The sequence below is a fragment of the Streptomyces sp. NPDC058637 genome, assembly GCF_042717325.1.
Classification (GTDB): Bacteria; Actinomycetota; Actinomycetes; order Streptomycetales; family Streptomycetaceae; genus Streptomyces.
In genome coordinates, this window is record NZ_JBHXRD010000026.1 from 22,260 (window position 1) to 47,950 (window position 25,691).

General features: G+C 72.4%; 21 protein-coding genes and 1 tRNA gene. 10 read left to right on the forward strand and 12 right to left on the reverse strand.

The genetic code is table 11. From position 1 onward, the window contains the following. Nucleotides 1-7 precede the first annotated feature (7 nt). From ACFWVP_RS24610 to ACFWVP_RS24645, 8 genes are all read right to left on the reverse strand, one after another. Nucleotides 8-1,051 (reverse strand): LacI family DNA-binding transcriptional regulator, encoded by a 1,044-nt coding sequence (locus ACFWVP_RS24610; RefSeq protein WP_384499741.1) that lies wholly within the window; start codon nt 1,049-1,051, stop codon nt 8-10. Nucleotides 1,052-1,267: 216 nt separating this feature from the next. Next, nucleotides 1,268-2,731, reverse strand: a complete 1,464-nt coding sequence (locus tag ACFWVP_RS24615; RefSeq protein WP_384499742.1) for a GH1 family beta-glucosidase — start codon at nt 2,729-2,731, stop codon at nt 1,268-1,270. Nucleotides 2,732-2,875: 144 nt separating this feature from the next. After that, the gene (locus ACFWVP_RS24620) at nt 2,876-3,799 is read right to left on the reverse strand and encodes a carbohydrate ABC transporter permease (RefSeq protein ID WP_384499743.1); all 924 of its coding nucleotides are present in this window, start codon (nt 3,797-3,799) and stop codon (nt 2,876-2,878) included. Between the two features lie 15 nt (nt 3,800-3,814). Beyond that, nucleotides 3,815-4,813, reverse strand: a complete 999-nt coding sequence (locus ACFWVP_RS24625) for a carbohydrate ABC transporter permease (protein ID WP_384499745.1) — start codon at nt 4,811-4,813, stop codon at nt 3,815-3,817. 161 nt (nt 4,814-4,974) lie between these two features. Beyond that, a complete protein-coding gene (locus ACFWVP_RS24630) occupies nt 4,975-6,297 on the reverse strand; it encodes an ABC transporter substrate-binding protein (protein ID WP_384499747.1) in 1,323 nt (440 codons plus the stop codon). Between the two features lie 753 nt (nt 6,298-7,050). Next, nucleotides 7,051-8,517, reverse strand: a complete 1,467-nt coding sequence (locus ACFWVP_RS24635; protein WP_384499749.1) for a cellulose binding domain-containing protein — start codon at nt 8,515-8,517, stop codon at nt 7,051-7,053. Between the two features lie 132 nt (nt 8,518-8,649). Continuing rightward, a complete protein-coding gene (locus ACFWVP_RS24640) occupies nt 8,650-10,140 on the reverse strand; it encodes an ATP-binding protein (RefSeq protein ID WP_384499751.1) in 1,491 nt (496 codons plus the stop codon). Continuing rightward, the gene (locus ACFWVP_RS24645) at nt 10,137-10,856 is read right to left on the reverse strand and encodes a response regulator transcription factor (RefSeq protein ID WP_384499753.1); all 720 of its coding nucleotides are present in this window, start codon (nt 10,854-10,856) and stop codon (nt 10,137-10,139) included. The genes ACFWVP_RS24640 and ACFWVP_RS24645 overlap by 4 nt, the downstream gene beginning before the upstream one ends. Before the next feature lie 78 nt (nt 10,857-10,934). Here ACFWVP_RS24645 and ACFWVP_RS24650 point away from each other — a divergent pair, with 78 nt between their 5' ends. Then, the gene (locus ACFWVP_RS24650; protein ID WP_384499754.1) at nt 10,935-11,489 is read left to right on the forward strand and encodes a hypothetical protein; all 555 of its coding nucleotides are present in this window, start codon (nt 10,935-10,937) and stop codon (nt 11,487-11,489) included. A 90-nt stretch (nt 11,490-11,579) separates the two neighbouring features. Here ACFWVP_RS24650 and ACFWVP_RS24655 read toward each other — a convergent pair whose 3' ends face one another. Further along, complete coding sequence (locus ACFWVP_RS24655) at nt 11,580-12,470, reverse strand: spermidine synthase (RefSeq protein ID WP_384499756.1); 891 nt, start codon at nt 12,468-12,470, stop codon at nt 11,580-11,582. A gap of 88 nt (nt 12,471-12,558) precedes the next feature. Next, entirely contained in the window at nt 12,559-12,930 is a 372-nt protein-coding gene (locus ACFWVP_RS24660; protein WP_384499758.1) for a hypothetical protein, read from the reverse strand. A 241-nt stretch (nt 12,931-13,171) separates the two neighbouring features. Between ACFWVP_RS24660 and ACFWVP_RS24665 the strand changes: the two genes are divergently transcribed. After that, nucleotides 13,172-14,527, forward strand: a complete 1,356-nt coding sequence (locus tag ACFWVP_RS24665) for a tetratricopeptide repeat protein (protein ID WP_384499759.1) — start codon at nt 13,172-13,174, stop codon at nt 14,525-14,527. A gap of 21 nt (nt 14,528-14,548) precedes the next feature. On the opposite strand, the gene ACFWVP_RS24670 is transcribed toward ACFWVP_RS24665, so the two are convergent. Further along, nucleotides 14,549-15,145 carry a histidine phosphatase family protein gene (locus ACFWVP_RS24670; RefSeq protein WP_384499761.1) on the reverse strand — a complete coding sequence of 199 codons (597 nt, stop codon included), beginning with the start codon at nt 15,143-15,145 and terminating at the stop codon, nt 14,549-14,551. Between the two features lie 307 nt (nt 15,146-15,452). Between ACFWVP_RS24670 and ACFWVP_RS24675 the strand changes: the two genes are divergently transcribed. From ACFWVP_RS24675 to ACFWVP_RS24705, 7 genes are all read left to right on the forward strand, one after another. Continuing rightward, nucleotides 15,453-16,403 (forward strand): phosphatase PAP2 family protein, encoded by a 951-nt coding sequence (locus tag ACFWVP_RS24675; protein WP_384499763.1) that lies wholly within the window; start codon nt 15,453-15,455, stop codon nt 16,401-16,403. Continuing rightward, the gene (locus tag ACFWVP_RS24680; RefSeq protein WP_384499765.1) at nt 16,297-17,484 is read left to right on the forward strand and encodes a hypothetical protein; all 1,188 of its coding nucleotides are present in this window, start codon (nt 16,297-16,299) and stop codon (nt 17,482-17,484) included. Before ACFWVP_RS24675 ends, ACFWVP_RS24680 begins: the two co-directional genes overlap by 107 nt. Further along, entirely contained in the window at nt 17,475-19,109 is a 1,635-nt protein-coding gene (locus tag ACFWVP_RS24685; protein WP_384499767.1) for a hypothetical protein, read from the forward strand. The genes ACFWVP_RS24680 and ACFWVP_RS24685 overlap by 10 nt, the downstream gene beginning before the upstream one ends. After that, entirely contained in the window at nt 19,106-20,440 is a 1,335-nt protein-coding gene (locus ACFWVP_RS24690; protein ID WP_384499769.1) for an AAA domain-containing protein, read from the forward strand. The genes ACFWVP_RS24685 and ACFWVP_RS24690 overlap by 4 nt, the downstream gene beginning before the upstream one ends. A gap of 107 nt (nt 20,441-20,547) precedes the next feature. Continuing rightward, nucleotides 20,548-20,889 (forward strand): hypothetical protein, encoded by a 342-nt coding sequence (locus ACFWVP_RS24695; RefSeq protein ID WP_384499770.1) that lies wholly within the window; start codon nt 20,548-20,550, stop codon nt 20,887-20,889. A gap of 381 nt (nt 20,890-21,270) precedes the next feature. Then, entirely contained in the window at nt 21,271-21,972 is a 702-nt protein-coding gene (locus ACFWVP_RS24700) for a hypothetical protein (RefSeq protein WP_384499771.1), read from the forward strand. Continuing rightward, nucleotides 21,963-22,036, forward strand: a tRNA-Lys gene (locus ACFWVP_RS24705). The genes ACFWVP_RS24700 and ACFWVP_RS24705 overlap by 10 nt, the downstream gene beginning before the upstream one ends. A 55-nt stretch (nt 22,037-22,091) precedes the next feature. Here ACFWVP_RS24705 and ACFWVP_RS24710 read toward each other — a convergent pair. Then, entirely contained in the window at nt 22,092-23,333 is a 1,242-nt protein-coding gene (locus tag ACFWVP_RS24710) for a M6 family metalloprotease domain-containing protein (protein ID WP_384499858.1), read from the reverse strand. A 390-nt stretch (nt 23,334-23,723) separates the two neighbouring features. On the opposite strand from ACFWVP_RS24710, the gene ACFWVP_RS24715 reads away from it, so the two are divergent. Continuing rightward, the gene (locus ACFWVP_RS24715) at nt 23,724-25,679 is read left to right on the forward strand and encodes a putative bifunctional diguanylate cyclase/phosphodiesterase (RefSeq protein ID WP_384499773.1); all 1,956 of its coding nucleotides are present in this window, start codon (nt 23,724-23,726) and stop codon (nt 25,677-25,679) included. Nucleotides 25,680-25,691: the final 12 nt, after the last annotated feature.

A 25,691-nucleotide genomic window follows, 5' to 3' on the forward strand; every position in this document is an offset into this window, starting at 1 on the left:
CCCGGCCTCAGGAGGACTCGCGCACCACCAGCTCGGTGGGCAGCACGATCCTCGGGCGTTCCACCGCCCGGTCCTCCGAGCGGTTCGCGATCTCCTGGAGCAGGACCCGCGTCATCGTGCGGCCCATCTCCTCGATCGGCTGGCGGACGCTCGTCAGCGGGGGGTCCATGTGACGGGCCACCGCGGAGTCGTCGAAGCCGATCAGGGCCACGTCGTCCGGGATCCGCCGGCCGGACTCGCGCAGGACCTGGCGGGCACCGGCGGCCATCACGTCGGAGGCGGCGAAGACCGCGTCCACGTCGGGGCGGCGGACCAGGAGCTCACGCATGGCGCGGGCACCGCCCTCCTCGCTGAAGTCGGCCGGGGCGATGAGCCGTTCGTCCGGGTCGAGCCCGGCGGCGGCGATGGCCTTGCGGTACCCGTCGAGGCGGCGCTGCGCGCCGTACACGTCGAGGCGTCCGGTGATCGTGGCGATGGAGCGGCGGCCCCGCGATATGAGGTGGTCGACCGCGGCGCGGGCACCCTCGAAGTTGTCGGAGTCGACCGAGGGCAGCGTCTCCGCCGCGTGCCTCCGGCCGCTGATCACCGAGGGCATGCCCAGCTGCTCCAGCAGGTCGGGCAGCGGGTCGTCGGCGTGCACGGAGACGAGCAGGACACCGTCGACGCGGTGCGCGGTCAGGTACTGGGCCAGCCGGCGGCGCTCGCGGTCGTTGCCCGCGAGGGTGAGCAGCAGCTGCATCTCGGTGTCCGCGAGGGCGGCCCCGACCCCGCGCACGATGTCGGAGAAGTACGGTTCGGCGAAGAACCGCGTCTCGGACTCGGGGACGACGAGCGCGATGGCGTCCGTCCGGTTCCCGGCGAGCGCGCGAGCCGCCCGGTTGGGTACGTATCCCAGCTCCGCGACGGCCGCCTCGACGGCCTCCCGGGTCTGTGCGCTGACCCGCGGCGAGCCGTTGATGACGCGTGAGGCCGTACCACGCCCCACTCCGGCCCGAGCCGCCACTTCTTCGAGCGTGGGCCGCCCGCCACTCCGTACTCGCGCTGCCGCCATGGCTGCCTCCCGTTCGCGGTCAATTTCTCACAGCGGGACGAGGCAAACCAAGTCCCTCCGTACGATCCCTGACACTTGTCAGGACCGACCGGTCCCTTCGCAGCGCCACCCCTCTTGGGAGCGCTCCCAAGCCTACGGGGTCACTGTGACGGACAGGTAAGGCGGGCACACGGAAGCGGGGCCCGGCCGACGGCCGGGCCCCGCGATCCGTCCAGGTCAGACGGTGCCTTCGCCCTGGGGCAGGGCGTGGCGGCGGATCACGTCGGAGTACCAGTGGGCGCTCGCCTTGGGGATGCGGCGCTGGGACGCGTAGTCGACGTACACGGCGCCGAATCGCTTCGAGTAGCCGTACGCCCATTCGAAGTTGTCCATCAGCGACCACAGGAAGTAGCCGCGGACGTCCGCGCCGTCGGCGATCGCGCGCTGTACGGCGTCGAGGTGCCCGTGCAGGTAGGAGATCCGCTCGGGGTCCTCGACCTTGCCCTCGGGCGAGACGTAGTCGTCGAAGGCAGCGCCGTTCTCGGTGACCATCAGCGGGAGGCCGGGGTGGTCCCGGTGGGTGTCCATGAGGAGGGCGTACAGCCCTTCGGGGTCGATCGACCAGTCCATCGCGGTGCGCTCCTTCCCCTCGGCGAGGTGGAAGGCGACGTGCTCCGAACCGGGCCACGGGGAGTGGTCGCTGGCGCCGTGGGCGTCGCTGCGCGCGTAGCCCTCCCCCTCCACGGGGGTGGTGACCAGCGTCGGCGTGTAGTAGTTGACGCCGAGGGTGTCGAACGGGCGCGAGATGGTGGCGAGGTCGCCGTCCTTGACCAGCCTGGACCAGTCCACCAGGTGCGAGGTGTCGGCGATCAGGTCCTCGGGGTACTCGCCGCGCAGCATCGGACCGGTGAAGACACGGTTGCCGACGGCGTCGATCCGGCGGGCGGCGTCCACGTCGCCCGCGCTGTCGGTCAGCGGGCGGACCTGGTGGAGATTGAGGGTGACCGAGGTCTGCGCGGCAGCGGGGAGTTGGGCGCGCAGAACCTCGATCGCCCGTCCATGGGCGAGGTTGAGGTGATGGGCCGCCTGCAGCGCCGCTGCGGGCTCGGTGCGGCCGGGGGCGTGCACACCGGATCCGTAACCGAGGAAGGCCGAGCACCACGGCTCGTTGAGGGTGGTCCACATGCCGACGCGGTCGCCGAGGGCGCCGGAGACGATGGCGGCGTAGTCGGCGAAGCGCCCGGCGGTCGCGCGCTCGGGCCAGCCGCCCGCGTCCTCGAGCTCCTGGGGCAGGTCCCAGTGGTAGAGGGTGGCGACGGGCATGATGCCGGCGTCGAGCAGCTCGTCGACGAGCTTGCGGTAGAAGTCCAGGCCGCGCTCGACCGCGGGGCCGCGTCCGGTGGGCTGGACCCGGGACCAGGAGACGGAGAAGCGGTAGGCCTTGAGGCCGAGCTGCTTCATCATCGCGACGTCGTCGCGGTAGCGGTGGTAGTGGTCGGCGGCGATGTCACCGGTGTCGCCGTTGCGGACCTTGCCGGGGGTGCGGCTGAAGGTGTCCCAGATGGACGGCGTGCGGCCGCCCTCGGCGGCGGCGCCCTCCACCTGGTAGGAGGCGGTGGCCGCACCCCAGAGGAAACCCGTGGGGAAGTTCGTTGCCTCAGGCGCCTGCTTCGGGGTGATGTCGGGTCGTACTGCAGTCATGCGGGAGCGCTCCCAAGAATGGACGAACAAGGACAGGGAAGTGCGGGGACCCCGGGACCCGTACGGCCTGTGGTCAGGTACAGGCCGTACGGGACGGGCGGGGTCGGACCAGGGGTGGAACGGCGGACGGAACGGGAGCCCGGCTCAGCCCTTGACCGCGCCGGCCATGATGCCGCCGACGATCTGCTTACCGAAGATCACGAAGACGATGAGCAGCGGCAGTGTGCTGATCAGCGCACCCGCCATGACGATGCTCTGGTCGGGCACGTAGGAGGCGCTCAGCTGGCCGAGGGCCACCTGGAGCGTCGGGTTCTGCTGGTTCAGCGCGAGGTACGGCCAGAAGAAGTCGTTCCAGGACTGCACGAAGGTGAGCATGCCGAGCACCATCATGGCCGGGCGGGCCACCGGGAGCACGATGCTCCAGACGATGCGGAGGTTGTTCGCCCCGTCCATCCTGCCCGCCTCGATGAGTTCGTACGGCAGCGCCTCGATGAGGTACTGGCGCATGAAGAACACACCGAACGCGCTCACCAGGGTCGGGAAGATCACCGACTCCAGCTGACCGCCCCAGCCGATGTCCGACATCATCATGAACAGCGGTACGACGCTGAGCTGCGGGGGGATCGTCAGCGTGGCGATGACCGCCGTCATCAGCGCGCCACGGCCCTTGAAACGCATCTTGGCGAAGGCGTAACCGGCAAGCGTGCAGAAGAACAGGGTCGCCAGCGTGATGCTGGAGGACACGATCACCGTGTTGACGATGGCCTTGCCCAGGCTGGCCTGCTCCCAGGCCGCCTCGAGGTTGTGGAACAGGTTGCCGCCCGGGATGAGGGGCGGGGTGGTGTCCAGGATCTCGTCCTGGGTACGGGACGCGGCCACGAGCGTCCAGTACAGCGGGAACAGCGAGCCGAGGCCGACGACGACGAGGGCGAGGTAGGCGAAGGGGCCGGCGTGGTGCTGGCGGCCGGCGCCGGGCTTGAATCGGCTGCGGCGCGGGGGTTCGTCCCGGGCGGTGGCCTTGGCGACACGCCGGTGGTCCGAAGCGGGGACGGTGCTTGTGGTGGTCATGGAATTCGCTCCCCGTCAGGCCGCGGTCTTGCGCCCGAGGCGCCCGATGAGCCAGTTGATCGCGGCAATGAGCAGCAGCAGGACGAGCATGGCCCAGGCGACGGCGGCAGCCGTACCGAGGTGCCCGAGGTTCCAGCCGTAGTTGTAGAGGTAGATGCTGAGCGTCTCGTACTGGTGCTCGGTGCCGCCCTGCGCACCGTTGGTGCCTCCCTCGAGCAGGAGGGGCTCGCCGAACAGCTGCATGGAACCGATGGTCGAGATGACGATCGTGAAGAGGATCGTCGGTCGCAGCGCCGGGATCGTCACGTTGCGGAACTGCTGCCAGCGCGAGGCGCCGTCGAGCGAGGCGGCCTCGTACAGGTCGGACGGCACGGCCTGCATCGCGGCCAGGTAGATCAGGGTGTTGTAACCCGTCCAGCGCCAGATCACGATGACGGCGATGGCGATGTTGGACGTCCAGTGGCCGTTGACCCAGTTGGTCTCGCCGACGCCGAAGAAGCCGAGGAACCAGTTCAGCAGGCCGCCGTCGGCCCGGAACACCAGGGCGAAGACGAGGGCCGCGGAGGCCACCGAGGTGGCGTACGGGGTGAGGATCACCGTGCGCCAGAAGGTGCTGGCCCGCAGTTTGTAGTTCAGCAGGTGGGCCAGGCCGAGCGCGATCATCAGCTGCGGGACGGTCGAGATGACACCGATGACGAAGGTGTTGGTGACCGCGGTCCAGAACTCGGAGTCCTGCAGGATGGTGCTGAAGTTCTCCCAGCCGACCCACTCCATCTGGTCGAGACCGGTCATCTCCACCTTGTGGAGGGCGATCCAGCCTGTGTAGACGAGCGGGTAGAGCCCGAAGGCTCCGAAGACGAGGAAGAAGGGCGCGATGTAGGCGTACGGCGAGGCCTTGTCGTCCCAGCGCCACAGCCGACTGCGCCATGCCTGGCGGCTGGGAGTCATGGGCTTCGGGGAGCGGCGGCTGGGCCGCGAGCCTTGTGCGCCCCGCGTGGGGGTCGTGGTTGCCACAGGTGGGAGTCCTTCCCTGGGGTGTGCCGACACCGCAGGGGCAGGCCGGGCCCCTGATCAGGTCCGGCGGAGGTGTCGGGAGGGTGCACGGTGCCGGTGGAGGAACCGGCACCGGTGCGGCCGGCCGGGACACGTGGTCCGGCCGGCCGCACCGGCGAGGATCAGCCGACCACCTTGTCGATGTCCTTGATGGCGGCGTCCCAGGCGGCGTCCGGCTTGGTGCCGCGCTGCTCCATGTTGTTGATCTGCTTGGAGAAGGTGTCCTTGATCACGCCGTCCTTCGGGCCGAGCACCGCGGCCGGGATGATCTGCGCCTCCTCGGCGTAGATCTCACCGATGGGGGCGTTGTTGAAGTACTCCAGCTTGGCGGTCTTCACGTCGGGGAGCTGGTAGGCGCCCTTGTTCGACGGGAAGAGACCGGCGGCCTTGAACACGGCGGCCTGCTGCTCGGGCGCGGTCAGCCACTTGACGAGCTCACCGGCCTCCTTGACGTGCTTGCCCTTCGCGGGGACGGCGAGGAAGGAGCCGCCCCAGTTGGCAGCGGTCTCACCCGGGGTGCGGGCGATGTCCCACTTGCCCTTGTACTCGTCACCGGCGTAGGTGGCGATCTGCGCGGCCATCCACGCGGGGCAGGCCACGGTGGCCATGCTGCCCTGACGCAGGGCGGCCTTCCACGGGTCCTGGAACTGCGCCAGGCCCTGGGTCAGCCCCTTGTCGACCGCCTCGGCGGCGAGCTTCCAGCCCTCCTTGACGCCGGCGCTCTCCTTGTAGATCGGGTCGCCGTTCTTCGCGTAGTACTGCTCCGAGCCGGAGCTCACCACGCCGTTGTACATGGCGCTCGCGGAGTCCATGAAGAAAGTGCCCTTGGGAGCCTTCTTCTTGTACTCCTCACCGAGCTTGAGGTAGTCCCCCCAGCCGCCGGCCAGCTTGGCGGCGACTTCCTCGCGGTCGGCCGGCAGACCGGCCTGCTCGAACAGGTCACGGCGGTAGCAGATCGACATCGGGCCGATGTCGGTGCCCGCACCGATGACCTTGCCCTCGTCGGTGGTCGCCTGCAGCGCCTTCCAGTTCACCCACTGGCTGGTGTCGATGACCTTGGAAAGGTCGGCGAAGGCGTCCGCCTTGGTGTCGACGAGTTCCTTGGCGCGGCCGACCTCGATGCCCTGGATGTCGGCCAGGCCGCTGCCCGTGTTGAGCTGCTGGAGGAGCTTGGTGTAGTAGACCGGCTCTTCGGCGGCGGTGTTCGCCTTGACCGTGATGTTCGGGTGGAGCTCGTGGTACTTCTCGAAGAGCCCCGCCTCCTTGTATCCGAACTGTCCGAAGTCGGCGAGGGTCAGGGTGATGTTCCCGTTCGCGTCGGCCTCGTCGGACTCCGAACCGGAATCGCTGCAGCCGGTCAGCAGCAGGGCGGTGGCCGTGAGGCCCGTGGTGGCCATGACGGCGGTTCTGCGGCTTCGACCTGCGACGGTGCGGGTGATGCGCATTCCACTACTCCTTGTTCCAGGGTGGGACTGGCGTTCAATCTGCTCGGCATACGCGCTGGTGGTGCGGTGCCAGTGGTACGGAGAGGACATGGGCTGTGCCGTCCCCGTACGAGCGAAAAACCTCGTTCGATATGGGAGCGCTCCCATGCGCTGATGCCGGAACATTGCTGCCTCAAGGGGGTGGGTGTCAAGAGTTGAAGACGCTTCCGTTGCCTGAGTGTGTCCTGCAAGTCACGCGAACGTGTCCGACCGAGGGCTTGCATTAACCCCGGCGCCCTGCATGCGGGAAACGTCGGACTGTGAATTCGCCCTGGCCACAGGGCAGTTGGGAGCGAAAAACGCCTTCCGCGCGGCGATTCGGCCGACCGCGGGCGGAATTTCGGCGAGGGGGTCGGACGGGCTCCCGAGGCCGCCACCGCCGGGAAAGCGCCCGCCGGAAAATGAACGGGGCACGGCGCCGTGAGGGTGCTCAGGGGGGTCCGGGGGCGGTTCCGCGTTCTTTCCCCGAACTCCGGTGCGCGGCGGGCGGGTTCCGCTTGGGCGGGTTTGCGTACCGGAGGGCAGTGCGGGGACGGAAGCACCCACGGGCGGAAAAGGGGCGCACCCCGGCCGGGTGTGGGGGTGTGGGGCCGGCCGGGGTGCGCGCGGGGGAGGGTGGTCCGGGAGGTGCGGGAGGGGTGTGGAGTGCGGGGTGCCGATGGTCCGAGGCGTACGGGGGCGGGGCGGAGGTGGTCGGTCCGGTGCGTACGGGGGCTACTTGAAGGCGCCGAACGCCTTGGTGAAGGCCAGCGGTTCCTGGAGGATGGAGCTGCAGGTCGCGTCGGCGGCCGGCTTCGTGCCGCCCGCGCACTCCTTGTCCCGCGTGCCGGACCACATCGCGAGCCGGCCGATACCCTTCTCTTGAGCGAACTTCACCAGCTGTGCGGCGTCCTCCACCGTGAAGATCTCGGTGACGACATCGTTCACTCCGATCATCGGGGTGACCGCCACCGCTTCCCAGGCCGCCGCGTCGGAGAGCCCCAGCACACCCTTGATCTGGGCCTGTGTGGCGGTGGCCGCCCGGGTCGCGTAGTCACCCATGTCGCCGCTGTACGAGGCCCCGTAGTCCATGGCCATGATGTTGACCGCGTCGACCGTGACACCGTTCTTCTTCGCGTCCGCTATCAGGTCGACACCCGGCTGGGTCAGCCCCTCGGGCATCACCGGCAGGGTGAAGGAGACGTCCAGGCCGGGGTGGGACTTCTGGAGCTGGGCGATGGCCTGCGAGCGGCGTGAGTTGGCCGCCGTGTCGGGCAGTGCGCCGCCCTCGATGTCGAAGTCGACCTTGGTGAGCCCGTACGTGTCGATGACCTTGCCGTACGCCGTGGCGAGCTCCGCGGGGGTGGAGCAGTGCAGGGCCAGCTCCGCGCCCGCCGCACCGCCGAAGGAGACCCGGACGTCGCCGCCCTGGGCCCGCAGCGCGCCGATCTGGGCGGCCACCTTGTCGTCGCCGAGTCCGGTCACCCCGCCCCACAGCGGGGTACAGCTGCCGCCCGAGGTGATGAACGCGAGGTTGAACTCCTTGACGCCCGTCGCACCGGCGGTGTCCAGCAGGTCGTACGCCGGATGGAGGGAGGTGTCGATGTACGGGGCGAATCCGGCACCGGTGGCCGTGCCGCCACCGCCGCCGGACGTCTCCGAGGGCTCCGGCGTCGGTCCGGCCGTCTCGGACTCCGTGGGGGTGGGCGCCGCCGTGGCCGTCGGGGCCCCGGTGGGCCGCCCGCCGGGCTCCGGGGTCGCCCCGGTGCCGGCGGAGCACGTCACGTCGTCGATGAGGCAGCCGGCCGGGTCGCCGGCGGTGCCGGACGAGGCGGCGACGAAGCCGATCGTCACGGACGCCCCGGGGGCCAGGTCCTTGTTCCAGCTCGCGGGCTTCACGGTGACGTGGTCGCCGCTGACGGTGTGCTCACCGTTCCAGAGCGAGTCGATCTCCGTACCCGCGGGGAGGTCGAATTCGAGCGTCCACCCCGACCTGGCCTTGTCCGTCTCGTTGGTGACGACGTACTGCCCGGTGTAACCGCCGGTCCAGCCGCTGGTCCTGGTGTACGTGGCACCGACCGCCGCCGCCTGCGCCGTGCCGGTGAGGGCGAAGACCGTGCCGCCGATGACCGCTGCGGCGACGACGGCGCCGACCGCCTTGGTGCGGGTGCTCGCCGTGCGGCGGTGCGTGCTGGTGCCCATCGCGTTCCTGCCTCTGTCGTACGGGGGGTGGTGGTCGCGTCTGCACGCTAGCCGCCCCGAATCGGGCAAAAGGCGCTCTTGGGACCTGGGTCGATGTTCTTAGGGTTGGCTTAAGGAGTGCATCGGTGCTGGTTAAAGGTTCGGCCCGGCCCCGGGAGTTCCCTGGGCCCCGCGCTCCGGTCCCTCACTCCGCGTCGCCGCTCCCTCGGCGACGCGACGGCCGAACCGCCTCCCGCTCCGCTTCCCCACCCGGTGCCCCCGGCGTGCCCGCTCGGACGGGCCGCCGTCGAGCCCGATCCAGATGCGTACCTCCGTACCGCCGAGCACCGAGCGTCCGATCCGCAGGTCGCCGCCGGTGGCTTCGGCGACGCGGCGGACGATGTCCAGGCCGAGTCCGGTCGAGCCCACGGTGCCGTCGGCGCCCCGTCCGCTGGCCCCCCGTGCCAGGGCGGCCTTCGGGTCGGGGATGCCGGGTCCGGCGTCCGAGACCAGGACGAGCACCGCGTCACCGCTGTGGTGCACGTCGACGGAGAAGGCGGTGCCCTCGGGGGTGTGCCGGAACACGTTGCCGAGCAACGCATCGAGTGCGGCGACCAGTTCGGGCCTGGCGACCGGGATCCGTACCGTGCGGTCCACTCCCGCGAGCCGGACCGTGCGCCCCTCGTCCTCGGCCAGGGCGGACCAGAAGCCCATGCGTTCGCGGATCACCTCGGAGGCGTCGCAGCCGGCGCCCGCGCCCGTCTGCAGGCCCTGGGTCCGGGGCCGCTGCTCACGGGCGGTACGGATGATCGTGTCGACCTCGCGCTCCAGCTGCTCGACCGCCGCCCGGGTCTGATCGGCGGCGGGCCCCTCGCCCAGGGAGGCGGCGTTGAGGCGGAGCACGGTCAGCGGGGTGCGCAGCCGGTGCGAGAGGTCGGCGGCCAGTTCGCGTTCGTTGGCGAGCAGTTGGACGACCTGGTCGGCCATGGAGTTGAACGCCACGGCAGCGGACCGGAGTTCGGTCGGCCCTTCCTCCGGGACCCTGGTCCCCAGCCGCCCCTCCCCCAGGTCCTGGGCGGCGCCGGCGAGGCGCTGGGCGGGCTCCACCATGCGTACGCCGAGCCGGTCGGCGACCGCCACCGAGCCCACGATCAGCGCGACGCCGACACCCGCCAGCACCAGCCAGGCGGTGTCGACGCCGTTGGAGACCTCGGCCTCGGGGACGAACACCTCGACGACCGCGATGTCCCCGGAGCCCAGGGCGGTCGGCTGGAGCAGCGCGTGGCCGCCCGCGACCTCGGTGATGGAGGCGCGCCCCGACTCCCGTACGGTCTCCAGGTCCTGGCGGGTGGCGCGCCGGGTGCCGATCTCCAGGCGCCGGCCGGCCGGCTCGCCCGCGGCGGCGGGGACGTGGACGGCGAGCCGTCCCCTGCCGCCCGGCTCGGTGGACAGGACCGCGCGGGTCAGCTCCTCGCGGTCGGTGGTGACGGTGAGGGTCGGGCCGATGGTGGCGGCCTGCCGCTCGGCGTCGGAGAAGGCACGGTCGCGGGCCATTTCCCTGATGACGAGCCCGAGGGGCACGGCGAACGCGATCACGACCATGGCGGTGACGGCCAGGCAGACCTTGACCAGAGCCCATCTCATGCGGGCGGCTCCGGCGCCGCCCGGGGGGCGGGCTCCGGGGGTTCGAGTTTCACGCCGACGCCGCGCAGGGTGTGCAGGTAGCGGGGCCGGGCCGCGGTCTCGCCCAGTTTGCGGCGCAGCCAGGAGAGGTGGACGTCGATGGTCTGGTCGTCGCCGTAGGACTGCTGCCAGACCTCGGCCAGCAGTTCCCGGCGCGCGACGACGACTCCGGGGCGTCCGGCGAGGAAGGCGAGGAGGTCGAATTCCCGGCGGGTCAGGTCCAGTGCCGTGCCGTCGAGTTCGGCCTGGCGGCGCAGCGGGTCGATACAGAGCCCGCCGACCTGGATGACGCGTGGGGGCGGCGCCTGGGCACCGGCGCCCGTGCGGCGCAGGACGGCGGCCATGCGGGCGGAGAGGTGCTCCACCGAGAAGGGCTTGGTCAGGTAGTCGTCGGCCCCGTCGTTGAGCAGCCTGACAATCTCGGCCTCGTCGTCGCGCGCGGTGGCGATGATCACGGGTACGTCGGTGATGGACCGCAGCATCTTGAGGGCCTCGGCACCGTCGAGATCGGGCAGCCCGAGGTCGAGTATGACGACGTCGAAGCGGAAGTGGGCCACTTCGCGCAGCGCTTCGAGCGCGGTACCGACACTCCGCACCGTGTGGGAGGCCTCGGTCAGGTGCCGGATGAGGGCGGAACGTACGAACTGGTCGTCCTCGACCACGAGCACACTTGGCATGGGCGGCACCGTAGCTCATACGGAGGGACCCGGTTCCCTCCGGGACGGCGACGGGCCGGGTGGGGCAGGATGTCCCCGATGCAACGAGGATTCGTACACGCGATCGCGTGGTCGCTCGCCACGGGGGCGGCGGTCACCCTGTCGTGGTGGGGTGTGCACACGGTGATGTCCGGGACGGTGTACGAACCTCCGCGCGCTCTGCCGATCTCCGTGGGCGCACCGGACGGCGGGACCACGGACGTGCCGGTGTCCTCGTCGACGCACCGTGCCCTGCCGTCGCCCTCGTCCGGTGCGACCGCCCCACGCACCACTCCGCCGCCCTCGCCACGGCCGTCGAAGAAGCCTTCCGCCCGTCCCTCGTCGAGCGGTCGGACCCCGCCGGGATCCTCGGCGCCCGCTGCGGCTCCGGGTGAGGTGCGGAGTTATCCGACGCGCGGCGGCCGGGTGGTCCTGGAGCTGGCGGGCGACGCGGCGAAGCTGGTCTCGGCCACGCCGGAACAGAGCTGGTCGATGCAGGTGTGGACGACCGCGGAGTGGATCCGGGTGGACTTCGGCGACGGGGCCGGGGCGACGGTCTCCATCTTCTGCACGTGGAACGGCCATCCGCCGACGGTGCAGGTCGTCGACCAGTAGGCCGTGGGCTGCCTCGTCCGCCACCCGTCGCGCACCGGGCCGTGCGGCGAGTCGTCAACCGGGTAGTGAACCGGGCCGTGCACCGGGCCTTTACGAGAAGGCGCCGGGCGGCGGGGCGGGTGAGGGCCGGGCGCCCTCGTCGGTGACGACCGCGGCGCCGCCGGTGAAGTCGGCGAGGGCCCGGCCGTGTTCGACCCGGCCGGGGTGCGGGTCGCTCGCGACCCGCCGGGTCAGCTCGGCGACGGCGATCGGCAGGTCGGAGGCGACCAGGACCGCGTTGCCGAAGCGGCGGCCCCGCCAGACGGTCGGGTCTGCGGCCAGGGCCAGTTCGGGGAAGAGCGAGGCGGCCGTGGCGACCTGGCCGCGGAGGTGGGCGAGCGGCGGCCCGTCGGCGAGGTTGGCCGCGTACTGGCCGCCCGGCCTCAGCACCCGGCGCACCTCCCTGAGGAATTCCGCGGAGGTGAGGTGGGCGGGGGTGCGGGCGCCGCTGAAGACGTCCGCGACGACGAGGTCCGCCCAGCCGTCCTGGATCCTGCCGAGCCCGGCGCGGGCGTCCACGGAGCGCACCCGTATCCGGGCCTGCGGGTCCAACGGGAGCTCGCGCCGGACCAGTTGGACCAGTGCCGCGTCGATCTCGACGATCTGCTGGGTGGAACGGGGCCGGGTCGCCGCGATGTACCGGGCGAGGGTGAAGGCCCCGCCGCCCAGGTGCAGGACCTGGAGGGGCTGGTTCGGGGGCGCGGCGAGGTCGATGACATGACCGAGCCTGCGCTGGTATTCGAACGAGAGGTACGAGGGGTCGTCCAGGTCCACGTGCGACTGCGGGGCGCCGTCCAGCAGCAGGGTCCAGGCGTGCGGGCGTTCACGGTCGGGGACGAGCTCGGCCAGACCGCCGTCCACCGTCTCGGCGACGGGCTCCTGATGGCGCTCGGACCGCTTCCGGGCGCTCGCACCCTTGGCCGGCGCTCCTCGACGTGCCACGCGCCCTCGTCCTCGCTCGCCTGTACGGGGCCGGTTCCTGGGGTGGACCGGCGACGGCGGGAGATCCGCCTACCAGGCCATTATGGCCTCAGCGGCAGTTGTCGGCCGCCTCGATGAGCCGGGCCGCCTGGTCGAGGGCGGCGCGGAGTACGGCCGGGTCGGTGACCTGGGAGTCCTCGGCGGGCGGCAGGAGCCAGCCCCCGCCGGTGACGGGCGGCTCGGCGGGGAGGCGGAGTCCACGGCCGTCCGTCCGCGTACAGGCGCTGCCGGGTACGTCCCAGGCGTCGGCCGTACCGGGCGGGACCAGGAAGCCGAGGGTGGCGCAGGCCCCGTCGTGCAGGACCGGGCCGACGGCGTCGTGGTCGGCCCCCCGGCGCAGGATGTCCACGGCCTCCAGGCCCTGACGTGCCGGGACGGTCACCAGGTCGCACGGTGCGGTTTCCGGGCCGATGTGCAGCAAGGGAACCCCTCCTCTCGTCGCCGAACGGAGCTACGCCCCGTTTCCTCATGGACCAACGCGCCGACGGCGTCAACGGCTACGGCGCCATGCCGCCGCAAAGGGTGGCAGTTCATGGCGAATCACGGACGAGATGTCTGCTTTGTAGGGAAACACCGCATGCGTGTCCCGTCACAGCAGGTACGTTCTTGCTCCGCCGGGACACCGGAAGCAGGCGCCCGGTTGCACCAGAGAGGGCCCCGCCATGGTGACACGGGCAGTTCCCAACCTCGTCTTCCGTCGGCTGCGCGGACAGCGCTCCGCCGGTGAGTTCGCGGCGGCCGTCCGCAGGGCCGCCCGTGAGATCGGTGAACAGGTCTCGTGCGACGCCCGGTACATCGGACGCGTGGAGTCCGGCGAGATCCGCTGCCCCAACTACGCGTACGAACGGGTGTTCCTGCACATGTTCCCCGGGGCGACCCTGGCGGATCTGGGCTTCTCGGCCCGCGAGAGCGTGCGCGGCCGGGGGGCACGCCGGACACCCCGTCCAGCCCCTGACCCCCTTTCCCCCACGCTCGACAGTGACATCGACGAGGAGTGCGACGTGCTGCGTCGCGTGTTCATGACGAGCGGCACCGCCACGGTGGCGGCCGCGTCCCTGGGCCTGGGCGGCGGAGCGTCCGCCGCCGGCCCGATCACCGTTCCCGCGCAGCGCCGGGTCGGCGAGGCCGAGGTGAGTGCCGTCGAGGAGGCGGTGCGGCAGATCCGGCTGCTCGACGACCGGCACGGTGCGGACGGGCTCTACCGGCGGGCCGCCGAGCCCCTCCGGGCCGCGTACGCCCTCCTCGACGCGGGGACCTGGACCCGGCGCGGCACCGCTGACCGGCTGCACGCGGGCGCCGGGGAGCTGGCCATCTCCGTGGGCTGGCTGGCGCACGACTCGGGCCGCTTCGAGGACGCGCGCTCGCACTACGCGGAGGCGCTCGCCATGGCGCGGCTGGCCGGGGACGCCGCCCTGGAGGCGCACGCCTTCTGCAACGCGTCGTTCCTGGCCAGGGACATGGGCAAGGCCCGGGAGGCGGTCCGCGCCGCGGAGGCGGGCGGCCGTGCCGCGCGCCCGCTCGGCTCCCCGCGGCTGCTGGCGCTGCTGGCGCTGCGGGAGGCGGGCGGGCGGGCCTGGCTCGGGGACCGTACGGGGTGCGAGCAGGCGATCGGGCGGGCGCGTACGGCGTTCGAGCGGGGCCCGTGCCCGGCCGACCCGGAGTGGATGAGCTTCTTCCGGGAGGCGGAACTGGAGATACTGGAGGCGCAGTGCTGGTCGGCGCTGGGCGACTGGTCGAGGGCGGCCCGGCACGCCCGCCGGGCCACCCGGCTGCAGGACCCGCACTTCACCCGGAACCTCGCGCTGTACCGGGCGCAGCTGGCCGGTGACCTGGCGCGGGCGGGGACGGCCGACGAGGCGTCCGCGGCGGGCCACCAGGTGCTCGACCTCCTGGACCGGGTCCAGTCCTCCCGCATCCGGGGGATGCTGGCGAGCGCCGTACGGGTGCTCAGGCCCCGGGGCGGCCCGGAGGTCGCGGCGCTCCTGGACCGCTACGAGGAGCTGCCGCCCGGCGTGTGAGCACGCGGCCGGCCCCCCGGGTCAGCGCTCCAGGTGTCCCGTGTCGTTCCAGCGTTCCAGGGCGGGCATCCCGTACGCCCACCCCAGCACCGACAGCGACGTCGGTTCCAGCCGGATCCGGGCGGCGAAGGAGATGTCCTCGCCGAGCCACCGCGCTGCCAGCGTCCGCAGGATGTGGCCGTGGGCGAAGACCAGGACGTCCCGGTCCGAGGAGCGCGCCCATTCGACGACCTCGTCGGCGCGGGCCGAGACCTCGGCCAGGGACTCGCCCCCGGGGACGCCGTCCCGCCAGATCAGCCAGTCCGGCCGGTCCGCCTTGATCTGTGCCGGGGTCAGACCTTCGTAGTCCCCGTAGTCCCACTCCATGAGCGCGTCCCACGGCTCGGCCCGCTCACCGAACCCGGCGATCGCGCACGTCTCGGCCGCCCGGACGAGCGGGCTGGTCCGCACCTCGGCTCCTGGCAGCCCGCCCCAGGGGTCCCGGTGCAGGCGCTCACCGAGCAGTTTCGCGCCCTCGCGGCCGGTGTCGAGGAGGGGGATGTCGGTCCTGCCGGTGTGATTGCCCTGGACGGACCACTGTGTCTGGCCGTGCCGGGCGAGCAGGATTCGCGGTGCCATGACGGCTCTCCCTGAAAATACTGAGATCCGATGATCCGGGGACCCTAGGATCTGATGGGTCCGGGACAGCGGTGTCCGGGACAGCGACGGGCGGCAAGGTCGGCACGCCGGGGGACGGTGCGGACGAAGCCCCGCTCCATCATCTCCCACGCCCCCCGAAGGCAACCTGCGGGGCACTGCCGGCGTCCCTCCCACCGCACGGCCAGGAGCCCCCGCGGGGAAACGCCCCCGGGGAAGTCCGGGCCGGAAGACCGCCGTACGGTTGAACGGCCGCCGTCGACCGCATGAACATGGGGAGAGCCATCGGATGCCGCACGCCACCGCCGGGACACCCGCCCTCGGCCACCGGCCCCGCTGGTGGACGGAGCTGCCTCTGATAGCGGTGGTGTACGGGCTGTACTCGGCGGGCCGGCTGCTGGTCCGGGAGGACATACCGGCGGCCGTGGAGCACGGGCTCGCGATACTCCGCCTGGAGAAGGCGCTGTTCCTCAACGCCGAGCACCCGCTCAACCGGCTGCTGACCGCCCACCCCCACCTGGGGATACCCGCCGACTTCGCGTACGCCTCCCTGCACTACCTGGTCACCCCGGCCGTGCTCATCTGGATCTTCCGGCGCCGGGCGGCCGCCTACCGGGCGGCCCGCACCTGGCTGATGACCTCCACCCTCATCGGGCTGATCGGCTTCACGCTGATGCCGACCTGCCCGCCCCGGCTCCTGGACGCCCACCACGGGTTCGTCGACACGATGGCCCAGTACAGCGCGTACGGCTGGTGGGGCGCGGGGGCGAGTGCTCCGCGCGGGCTCAGCGGGATGACGAACCAGTACGCCGCGATGCCGAGCCTCCATGTCGGCTGGGCGGTGTGGTGCGGGGTCCTGCTGTGGCGCCACGGACGCCACCCGCTGCTGCGGGCGGCGGGCATCGCGTACCCGCTGATCACCGTGCTCGTGGTGATGGGCACGGCGAACCACTACTTCCTGGACGCGGTCGCGGGCGCCGCCGTGATGGGTGTCGGAGCACTGCTGACCAGGCCGTTCATGCGGATCGCGGACCGCGTCAAGGACCGTGCGCGGGCCGCGTTCGCCCCGGCTCCCGCCCCGGCCTCGCCCGCGAGGTCCACGATTGTCAGTGACGGATGCAAGACTTCCGCAGGTGAGCGAATCCCCGGTCAGCGGACCCCCTCCGCAGATTCCAGCGACGCGGCCACCGGCACCGCCGCCGAGGCCGCCAGCGACGACGCTCCGGCAGCGGCTCGCTGAACTGCGCGGCCCGTCCGTCGCGCCGCATCCGCTGGACGCGCGTGCGCTGGCCGCCCTCGCCGCGAACCCCGGCTGCAAGCGGCGTGCCCTGCTCGACGGCGCGGGGGTCGACAAGGGGGTGCTCGCCGGCTCGCTGGGCTCCCCCGCCGCGTTCGGCCAGTCACAGTTCGCCTTCGTCCGGGGCAACGCCTTCGAGAAGAAGGTCAAGGCCGACGGCGGTACGGAGCTGCTGCGCCTGCTGTTCGAGCGGCTCGGCGGTGGGGCGGACGCACCGGGCGAGGCCGCCGTGCCCGATCTGTCGGCCGCCGGGCCGGAGGGCCGGGCGGCGCGCACGGCCCTGGCGCTGCGCGAGGCCACGGCGGCGGGCGGCTGGGCTCTGCTCGACCATCCGATGCTGGCCCTGGAGGTGGCGGGCTCCCCCGCCTATCTGGAGCCGGACGCCGTGGTGGTGCACCCCGACGGCACCTGGACCGTCGTCGAGATCAAGTCCTTCCCCATGATCGACAGTTCGGCGGACGCCGCGAAGGTCGGGGCGGCGGCCCGCCAGTCCGCGGTCTACGTCCTGGCGCTGGAGCGGATCGCCGACGTCACCGAGGGCGCCGAGGTCGGACACCGGATCCTGCTGGTCTGCCCGAAGGACTTCTCCAACCTGCCGACCGCGTCGGTCGTGGACGTCCGCAAGCAGCGCGCCGTCACCCGCCGCCAGCTGACCAGGCTGACCCGGATCGAGGACATCGCGGCGACCCTGCCCGAGGGCACGACGTTCGACCCGGGGTGCACCCCCCAGGAGCTGGGCAGCGCGGTCGACGCGGTCCCGGCGGCGTACGCCCCCGAGTGCCTGGCGGCGTGCGAGCTGGCCTTCCACTGCCGGGCGAAGGCCCGCGCGGAGGGCGCCGTGGAGACGCTCGGCCGGAGCGTGCGGGGCGAGCTGGGCGGCCTGACGACGGTCGCCGGGGTGCTGGCCGCCGCGGCCGGCAAGGAGGGCGACCCGGCGGACCCGACGGTGGCCGCGCTGCGGCGGGCAGCGGCGCTGCGCGCGGAGGCGCTGGAGACACGGAGCGACGGAGCGGCATGTCACTGATCACCACCCTGGCCCGGCTGGAGGCGGTGGACAGCGGGCGGGCCCAGCCGCTGACCACCGTGCGCCACCGGCATCTGACCGCCCGGCCGCTCGTCCTGGTGCCGCTGACCACCGCGGGCGAGGCGGGTGCCCCGCTCGGCGCGCTCGTCGGCACCGACCGCGAGGAGCCGAGGCTGCTCACGGTGTCCCAGCCCCGTGACCGGGACCTGCGGTTCGCCTTCCTGGCCGAGCTGGCGGAGGCGGTGCTGCCGCACATCGAGTCGTACGCGGACGCCGTCGAGCCCGCCGAGCGCAACGAGACCGATCCCGCGACCGGCAGGAAGACCAAGGTCGAGGTCGAGCTCTGCACGGACGCGGCCCAGCTGATCGTGCCGAGCCGGGCGGGCATCGACTTCGTACGGCTGCTGGGGCGGTCCATGCGGTTCCGGCGCACCGTCGAGGACGATCCGGACACCCCGTATCCGGCACCCGCCCGCGTTCCGCTGCTCGGCCGCTGGCTGACGCACTACGGGGAGCGGGCCAGGGTGCCGGGCTCCGCCCTGCTGCTCTCGGCGACGGATCTGCTGAACCGGCACTGGGCGACGGGCCAGAGCAGCCTGGAGGACCAGCATCTCGGTGCGCTGCTCGCCTGGATCGACCCGCCGGAGGGCGGGTCGGGGGCCGCCGCGGCGCTCCGCGCGGAGACGGGGCGGGACCGTGCCGGACAGCTGCTCTGCCCACCGGCCGGACCGGCGACGGACCCGGCGTTCGACAACCGGCTGCTGGCGCCCGCGATCGAGCGTTACGACCGGGCGCGCACGGCGCTGGCAGCCGCGGAGGACGGTCTGGCCGCCGATGCCGGGCTCGTCGAGCTGAGCGGCGCGGAGCGGGAGATCAGGTCCCGGCTCACCGGGGTGCTGCGGCCCACGTGGGACGCCGTGTGGCGTGGGCTCGACCTGCTGGCGGAGCTGCCGGAGGGACCGAGGGCGCAGGACCGCTGGACCAGGGACCGCTGGTCGTTCACCGCGCACCGGGACCGGGTGGGGGCGGGCGAGCCGCCGCAGCCGCGCCGGGACGACGCGGTGACGGCGGCGCAGAAGCTGGCCTCGCGGGAGACCGCGCAGGCCCAGCTCGATGCGCAGGAGGCACTGGACGATCCGCTGGTGCTGGCCGGCCGGCGGCTGGCGGGCGAGGCGTTCGTCGGGGTGGTGACGGAGGTGGAGATGGCGTACAGCGAGTCGAAGCGTCCCTCCCCCCGCCCGCTGGTCACGGTGCGGACGGACGAGCGCCCGCATCTCGGCGAGCGGACGAAGGTGTACCGCTCGCTGGACGGCAAGCCGCAGACGGCGGAGTTCGTGGCGCGCCTCTCCGAGGACGGCGGGGACGTGGGCGCGGATCCGGACGGGGAGGTCCTTCTCGTCCTGCGGATCACGGACCGGATGGGGCGCGGCAAGGAGCCGGCGCCCGGTTCGCTGCCGGAGCCCGGGGACCGGATCGCCTGGACGCTGTTCGAGCACGACCAGCGGGGCGGTCCGAAGCTGCCCGACCCCGAGGACACCCCGTGGACCCACGGCGGCCCGCCCGGAGCGGCGGCCGACGGACCCGCCGAGAAGCCCGATCCCGTGACGCCGGAGGACCTCCTGTGACAGCCGTTCTCGACCCGGGTGCCGCGGCCGCGCGGGCGACCGACGCGATCCTCGGCGACACCCTGCGCGGTACGGCGCGCGGCATCGTCGTGGACTCGCCGCCGGGCGCGGGCAAGTCGACGCTGGTGGTGCGCGCCGCGCTCGAACTGGCCGCCGCGGGACGTCCGCTGATGGTGGTCGCGCAGACCAACGCCCAGGTGGACGACCTGGTGATACGGCTGGCCGAGAAGGCTCCCGGGCTGCCCGTCGGCCGGCTGCACAGCAGCGACTCCGATCCGTACGACAAGGTCCTGGACGGCCTGGACCACGTACGGAAGTCGGCGAAGGCGTCGGATCTGGCCGGGCTGGACATCGTCATCTCCACGGCCGCCAAGTGGGCGCACGTGAAGAACGTGGAGCCGTGGGGCCACGCGATCGTCGACGAGGCGTACCAGATGCGGTCGGACGCGCTGCTGGCCGTGGCCGGACTGTTCGAGCGGGCCCTGTTCGTCGGGGATCCGGGGCAGCTGGACCCGTTCTCGATCGTGGGCGCGGACCAGTGGGCCGGGCTGTCGTACGACCCGTCGGCGAGCGCGGTATCCACCCTGCTCGCGCACAATCCGGAGCTGCCCCAGCACCGGCTGCCGGTGTCCTGGCGGCTGCCGGCGTCGGCGGCGCCGCTCGTCTCGGACGCGTTCTACCCGTTCACGCCGTTCCGCAGCGGGACGGACCACGGCGACCGTCGGATGTCGTTCGGCGTGCCCTCGGACGGCTCGGGTCCGGACCGGGTGCTGGACGAGGCGGCGGAGTCCGGTTGGGGGCTGCTGGAGCTCCCGGCGCGCCACACCCCGCGCACCGATCCGGAGGCGGTGCGGGCGGTGGCCCTGGTGGTCCGCAGGCTGCTCGACCGGGGCGGCGCCGCGACGAGCGAGCGGTCCCCGGATCCGGTTCCGGTGACGGCGGACCGGGTCGCGGTCGGTACGGCCCACCGCGACCAGGCCGCGGCGGTGCGGGCGGCGCTCGCGGAGCTGGGGGTGACGGGTGTGGCGGTGGACACGGCCAACAGGCTCCAGGGCCGTGAGTTCGACGTGACGGTGGTCCTGCATCCGCTGTCGGGCCGCCCGGACGCCACGGCCTTCCACCTGGAGACGGGACGCCTGTGCGTGCTGGCCTCGCGGCACCGGCACGCCTGCGTGGTGGTGTGCCGGGCGGGGGTGGCGGACCTGCTGGACGAGCACCCGTCGACGGAGCCCGTGCAGCTGGGCGTCACGGTGAAGTTCCCCGACGGGTGGGAGGCGAACCACGCGGTCCTGGCCCACCTCCGGGAGCACCGGGTGCCCTGGAATCCGTGAATTTGGGGCGCGCCGCACGCATCGCGTGGCCCGTTCGTGGGAAGCGCTCTTGCGCCGGGTCGGACAATGGAAGGTGGCCGTCCGGCCGTACGAGGAAGGAACACCACATGGCACACCCCGAGCGGAACGAGCGGCAGAGGCTGCGCCCCGCACCGCTGCTCTTCGAGCCGTCGGAGGCGGCGGCGGATCCGGAGCACTTCTTCGACCTGGAGTCGATGGACGACCCGAAGGAGCTGCTGGCCCGCGCGACGGAGCTGACGCTCGCCTTCCGGGCCGCGACCGACCGGGCCGTGGAGTTCCAGGCCGTGGCCGCCGCGCAGCTCGCCGATCCGCGCCGGTTCGACCGGCTCACGGCCGCGGACATAGCGGAGCGCGCGGAGTGGACCGAGGACTACGCCAAGAAGATGATCGAGTTCGGGCGGTCCCTGCTCAACGATCCCAAGCCCTGACGGCCCGCCCGGGATCTGCACCCCGCTCGGCCGGCCTGCACCCCGCTCGGACGGCCTGCCCCGACGACGACCTGGCCCGACGGACGGCCTGCCCCGACGACGACCTGGCCCGACGGACGACCCGCCCTGACGGCACCAGGCCCTGGCGTGCGTCCCTGCCCGGCCGCCCGCACGTTCCCGCACGGGCCTCGCGGCCGGCGGTGCGCCGAAGCCGCATCCGCCGTGGGTTCCGTCACTCCGGGTTTTGTCACTCCGGGTTCCGTCACTCCGGGTACAGCCTCTGGCATATGCCGTCGGGCAGGTTACCCCTTCGCGGCCCGCCACGTCCGGTTTTCGGCAACTCTCGGAAACAGCGGCGTCACTCCGGGTAGACCTGACGTCATGAGCGCATGGCTGAAAGACGAAACGACCCTGCACACCGGTGCCGCCCCGCACCACGGCGTCGACATCTTCGCCCTGCTGCGGGACCTCACCGAGAACCGCACGACCGACGACCGGGCCGCCCAGGTCACCGCTTCGGGAGCCGCCTGGCTGGCCGGAGCCACGCCCTACCCCCGCAGCACGCTCTCGCAGTGGGAGTCCCGCCCCGGCTCCCCGGGCGTCCTGCCGTGCGGCTCCTCGTTCGACGTGGTGAATGTGCCCGCCCTGTTCGGCCGGCGCATGCTGGAGCGGCTCTGGGCCGAGGGCCCCGGGTCCGGCCCGGTCGCCACGCACCGGGGGCGGATGCTGCTGTTCGCCGCGCCCGGCACCGCCCAGCGGCTGCCCTCCCTGCTGGCCTGGGAGGAGTGGGGCACGGGTTCCGCGGGCCGCCCCCGCGCCCACCAGACCTCCCTGCCCCCGCTGCTGTGTCACGGCACGGGGGACGCGGTCACCGTCCCCCCGCTGAGTGCCGGATCGAACACCGGCGGACCCCGCTGGGTGGTCGCCCCCGACACCCGCAACCCCTGGCTGCCGGGCCCCGACGTGCTGCTCTGGGCCTGCGTACGGGTGGGCAGGTCGGCGGCCCCCTCGACCACCGGGAATTCGATTTTTCCTCCGGCCGATCCGGGTGCTAATGTCTACGACGTCACCAGGCGCCGTTAGCTCAGTTGGTTAGAGCAGCTGACTCTTAATCAGCGGGTCCGGGGTTCGAGTCCCTGACGGCGCACAGACGGAAGAAGCCCCCTCGCGGAAGCGAGGGGGCTTCTTCGTGTGCCCGCGGGTCAGGCGCCGGTGGTGATCCGTACGGTCCAGGCGCCCGACCGGGTCCGGTCGGCGACCTCGATCCGGATGCGCTCCCCGGGCACGGTGTAGCGCTCGCCCTCGCGCAGCGGGGCGTCCGCGAGGGGCGGGTAGACCGACCGGTCCCAGCAGGCGTCGGAGTCGGGATGGGTGTCCAGCACCTCGACGGGGCCGCCGCCGGACGGTGTCGCGTTGCGGATCCGGTAGAGCAGGACGCCTTCGGTGCAGGTCGTCCGGTCGTTGCCGGTGGCGCTGCGGGCCTCGATGGCCAGCGCGCTGTCCGCACCGGTCCGGACGACCGCCAGCCGGGTGCCGAGGGACGCGCCGCGCACGGGCACCTCGGCCATGGGTTCCAGGGTGAGGTCGGCGCCGCCCTGCACGCAGACGACCTGGTCCCGGCCCAGCCAGCCGAGCTTCCACTTGTGCCAGCCGAAGAGGTCGGGCGCCAGTCCGAACTGGCTGCCCATCACGTCCCAGTCCCCGACGAAGGTGTCCCAGTCGCCCTTGCCGTCCTCCGGCCGGTGGTAGAGGTCTGCCAGGTCGAAGACGTGCCCGGTCTCGTGCGCGAGGACGTTCCGGTCCGGCGGGTGCTCCTCGAAGAGGGTGACCACCCGCCTGATGTCCGCACCGTCGGCCCGCAGCGGCCGGTCGAAGTTGACGACCTTCGTGGCGTCGGAGTCGACTCCCGGCGCGTCCGGGTCGGCGACGAGGTAGACGATGTCGTAGGCGGAGAAGTCGGTCTGCCCGTCGGCGGCCTCGATCGCGTCGCGGAGGTAGTCGCTGCGCCGCTCGGCACCCCAGTCACGCTGTATCCCGTACCGGGTGGAGGGGTGTGGCATCCGGGTCCACTGCCGCTGCGGGTGGGCGCGCAGGGTGAATTTCCCGTACGAGGCCCGCTGGAAGAAGCGGGTGGTCGAGGGGAAGTAGTCGGTGGCGAGCACGTCGGGGGACACGACGGGTTCGGAGTCCGGGAACGAGAGGAAGACCATGACCGCGTCGAGGCCGCGGTCGGGGCGCGGGTAGGCCTCGTTCCAGCTGTCGAGGCCGAGCGAGTGGTGGGCGCCGGTCCTGGGCAGGGCGCACGGGCCCGCGTCCCGCGAGGCTCCCACGGCGGGCCCGGCGACGAGTCCGGTGGCGGCGAGCGCCAGGAGGGAGGTGAGAGCGGCCGCCGCACTGCGCAGAGTCGGCCTCTCCGCCCCCCCGGGTCCGTGCTGACGCGGCACATCTACCTCCGGGTGGCGAATGCGGGACATCCCCCTCACCCTGGGCCGGTTCGGCCCCGTACGCCCTGTTGTGCTGCCCCACACGGGTCAGCGAGTCGCGGACTCTGTCAGATCTCGCTCACAGAAAGTCACAATCGATCACCCAAGCAACACAACAGAACAGATCAATACATAAGACAACATTCTTGGGCATAGAGAGGGGCGTCCTCCCCCCGTGGGCCATGCGCGTGCAGTGGGCCGGAATCGGCGGGCGCGCTGGAACGGCCGACGCGCCACCCTCTATGCTTCACCTCGCTTTCCCGCGTGGTTTCCGTCTCCGGCACGGCACTCCACCCGATGACCCCTGCCCGGCCAACCTGTTCATGACAATCTGCACAGCGGGAGCGAGCGGTGAGCGGAACCTCCGAAGGGCCTACGCCCCCGGCGGGCACGACCCCGGGCGCCGGGCGACCGACTGTCACGGAAAGTGATCATCAAGGCTCCGGCATCTCCGAGCTGCGTGACTACCGGGCGGCGTTCCGGGTGGCCGCCCTCCCGATGGCCGTCGTCGACCACCGGGGCGAGGTCGTCCGGGCGAACGACGCCCTGGGCGCGCTGCTCGGCGCCGACCCCGGGTCGCTGGTCCGCCGGCCCGCGGCCGACCTCGTCGACCTGGCGTCGGACCACCGCACCTGGGACGCCTACGGCGAGGTCCTGCTCGGCACCCGGTCCCGGCTGCGCTGCACCCGCCGGCTCAAGCACTCCGACGGCCGGTCCGTGTGGGTCGAGGTCACGGTCGTGCCGATGCGGGACGACACCCAGGCAGGCACGGAGCCCTCAGCCTGCGAAGGGCCACCCTCCACGGGTACAGGGGTCCCCACCGGCACGGGGGTCCCCACCGGCACGAGGGTCCCCACCGGTCAGGAGCCCTCCACCGGCGCCGGAAGCGTGCTCCTGACCGTGGCGGACATCAGCGACCGGCGTGAGCTGCAGCAGCGGCTGCGTCATCTCCGGATGCATGATCCGGTGACCCGGCTGGCCAACCGGACGCTGTTCTTCGAGCGGCTCTCCCTCGCCCTGGAGTCCCCGGCGTTCCAGGACGACTCGCCGCCCCGGCACGACCGGATCGGCCTCTGCTATCTGGATCTCGACGGTTTCAAGGCGGTCAACGACACCCTGGGGCACGGCACCGGCGACCGGCTGCTCGCCGCCGTCGCCGACCGGCTCTCCGACTGCGCGGAGGCCGACGGCCACCACCGGGCCGGCGGGCACCTGGTGGCGCGCCTGGGCGGTGACGAGTTCGCGATCCTGGTCGAGGACTCGGCGGGCACGCACCAGCTCACCGAGCTCGCGCGCTCGGTGCTGACCGCGCTCCAGAGGCCCTTCGACCTCGGCGGGCAGCGGCTCTCGGTCTCCGCCTCGATCGGGGTGGTGGAGCGGGCGTCCGCGGGCACCTCGCCCACCTGGCTGATGCAGGCGGCGGACACCACGCTGTACTGGGCGAAGGCCGACGGCCGGTCCCGCTGGACGCTCTTCGACCCCGAGCGCAACGCGCACCGGATGACCCGGCAGGCGCTGTCGGCCACGCTCAGGCCCGCCGTGGAGCGCGGCGAGTTCACGCTGGAGTACCAGCCGCTGGTCGGCATGGCCGACGAGGTCGTACGGGGTGTGGAGGCCCTGGTCCGGTGGAACCACCCGCAGTTCGGCACGCTGGCACCGAGCCGGTTCGTCCCGATCGCCGAGGAGGACGGCACGATCGTGCAGCTCGGCCGGTGGGTGCTGCGTACCGCCTGCCGTCAGGCCCGCCGCTGGCAGCTCGAACACCCGGACGAGCCACCGCTGTTCATCAGCGTCAACGTCGCGGTCCGCCAGGTCTGGGACTCCGACCTGGTCGCCGACGTGGCGGAGGTCCTGGCCGAGACCGGTCTCGAACCGGGCCTTTTGCAGCTGGAGTTGACCGAGTCCGCCGTGATGGGTTCGTCGGGCCGGCCGCTGCGGGTGCTGCAGTCGCTCAGCGACATGGGTGTCCGCATCGCGATCGACGACTTCGGCACCGGCTACTCCAACCTCGCCTACCTGAGCCGGCTGCCCGTCTCCGTGCTGAAGCTGGACGGCTCCTTCGTACGCGGCTTCCGCTACGAGGGCGGCGCGCACCCCAGCCCCGCCGACGAGACGATCGTCGAGGCCATGGTGCAGCTGGCGCACCGCCTGGGGCTGACGGTCACCGCGGAGTGCGTGGAGACCTCGGGCCAGGCGGAGCGGCTGCGGCGGATCGGCTGTGACACCGGGCAGGGCTGGCTGTACTCCCGCGCGGTGGCCCCGGAGCGCATCGCGGAACTGATCGGCACCAGGCCACCGGAGAGCTGAGCCGGCCGGACC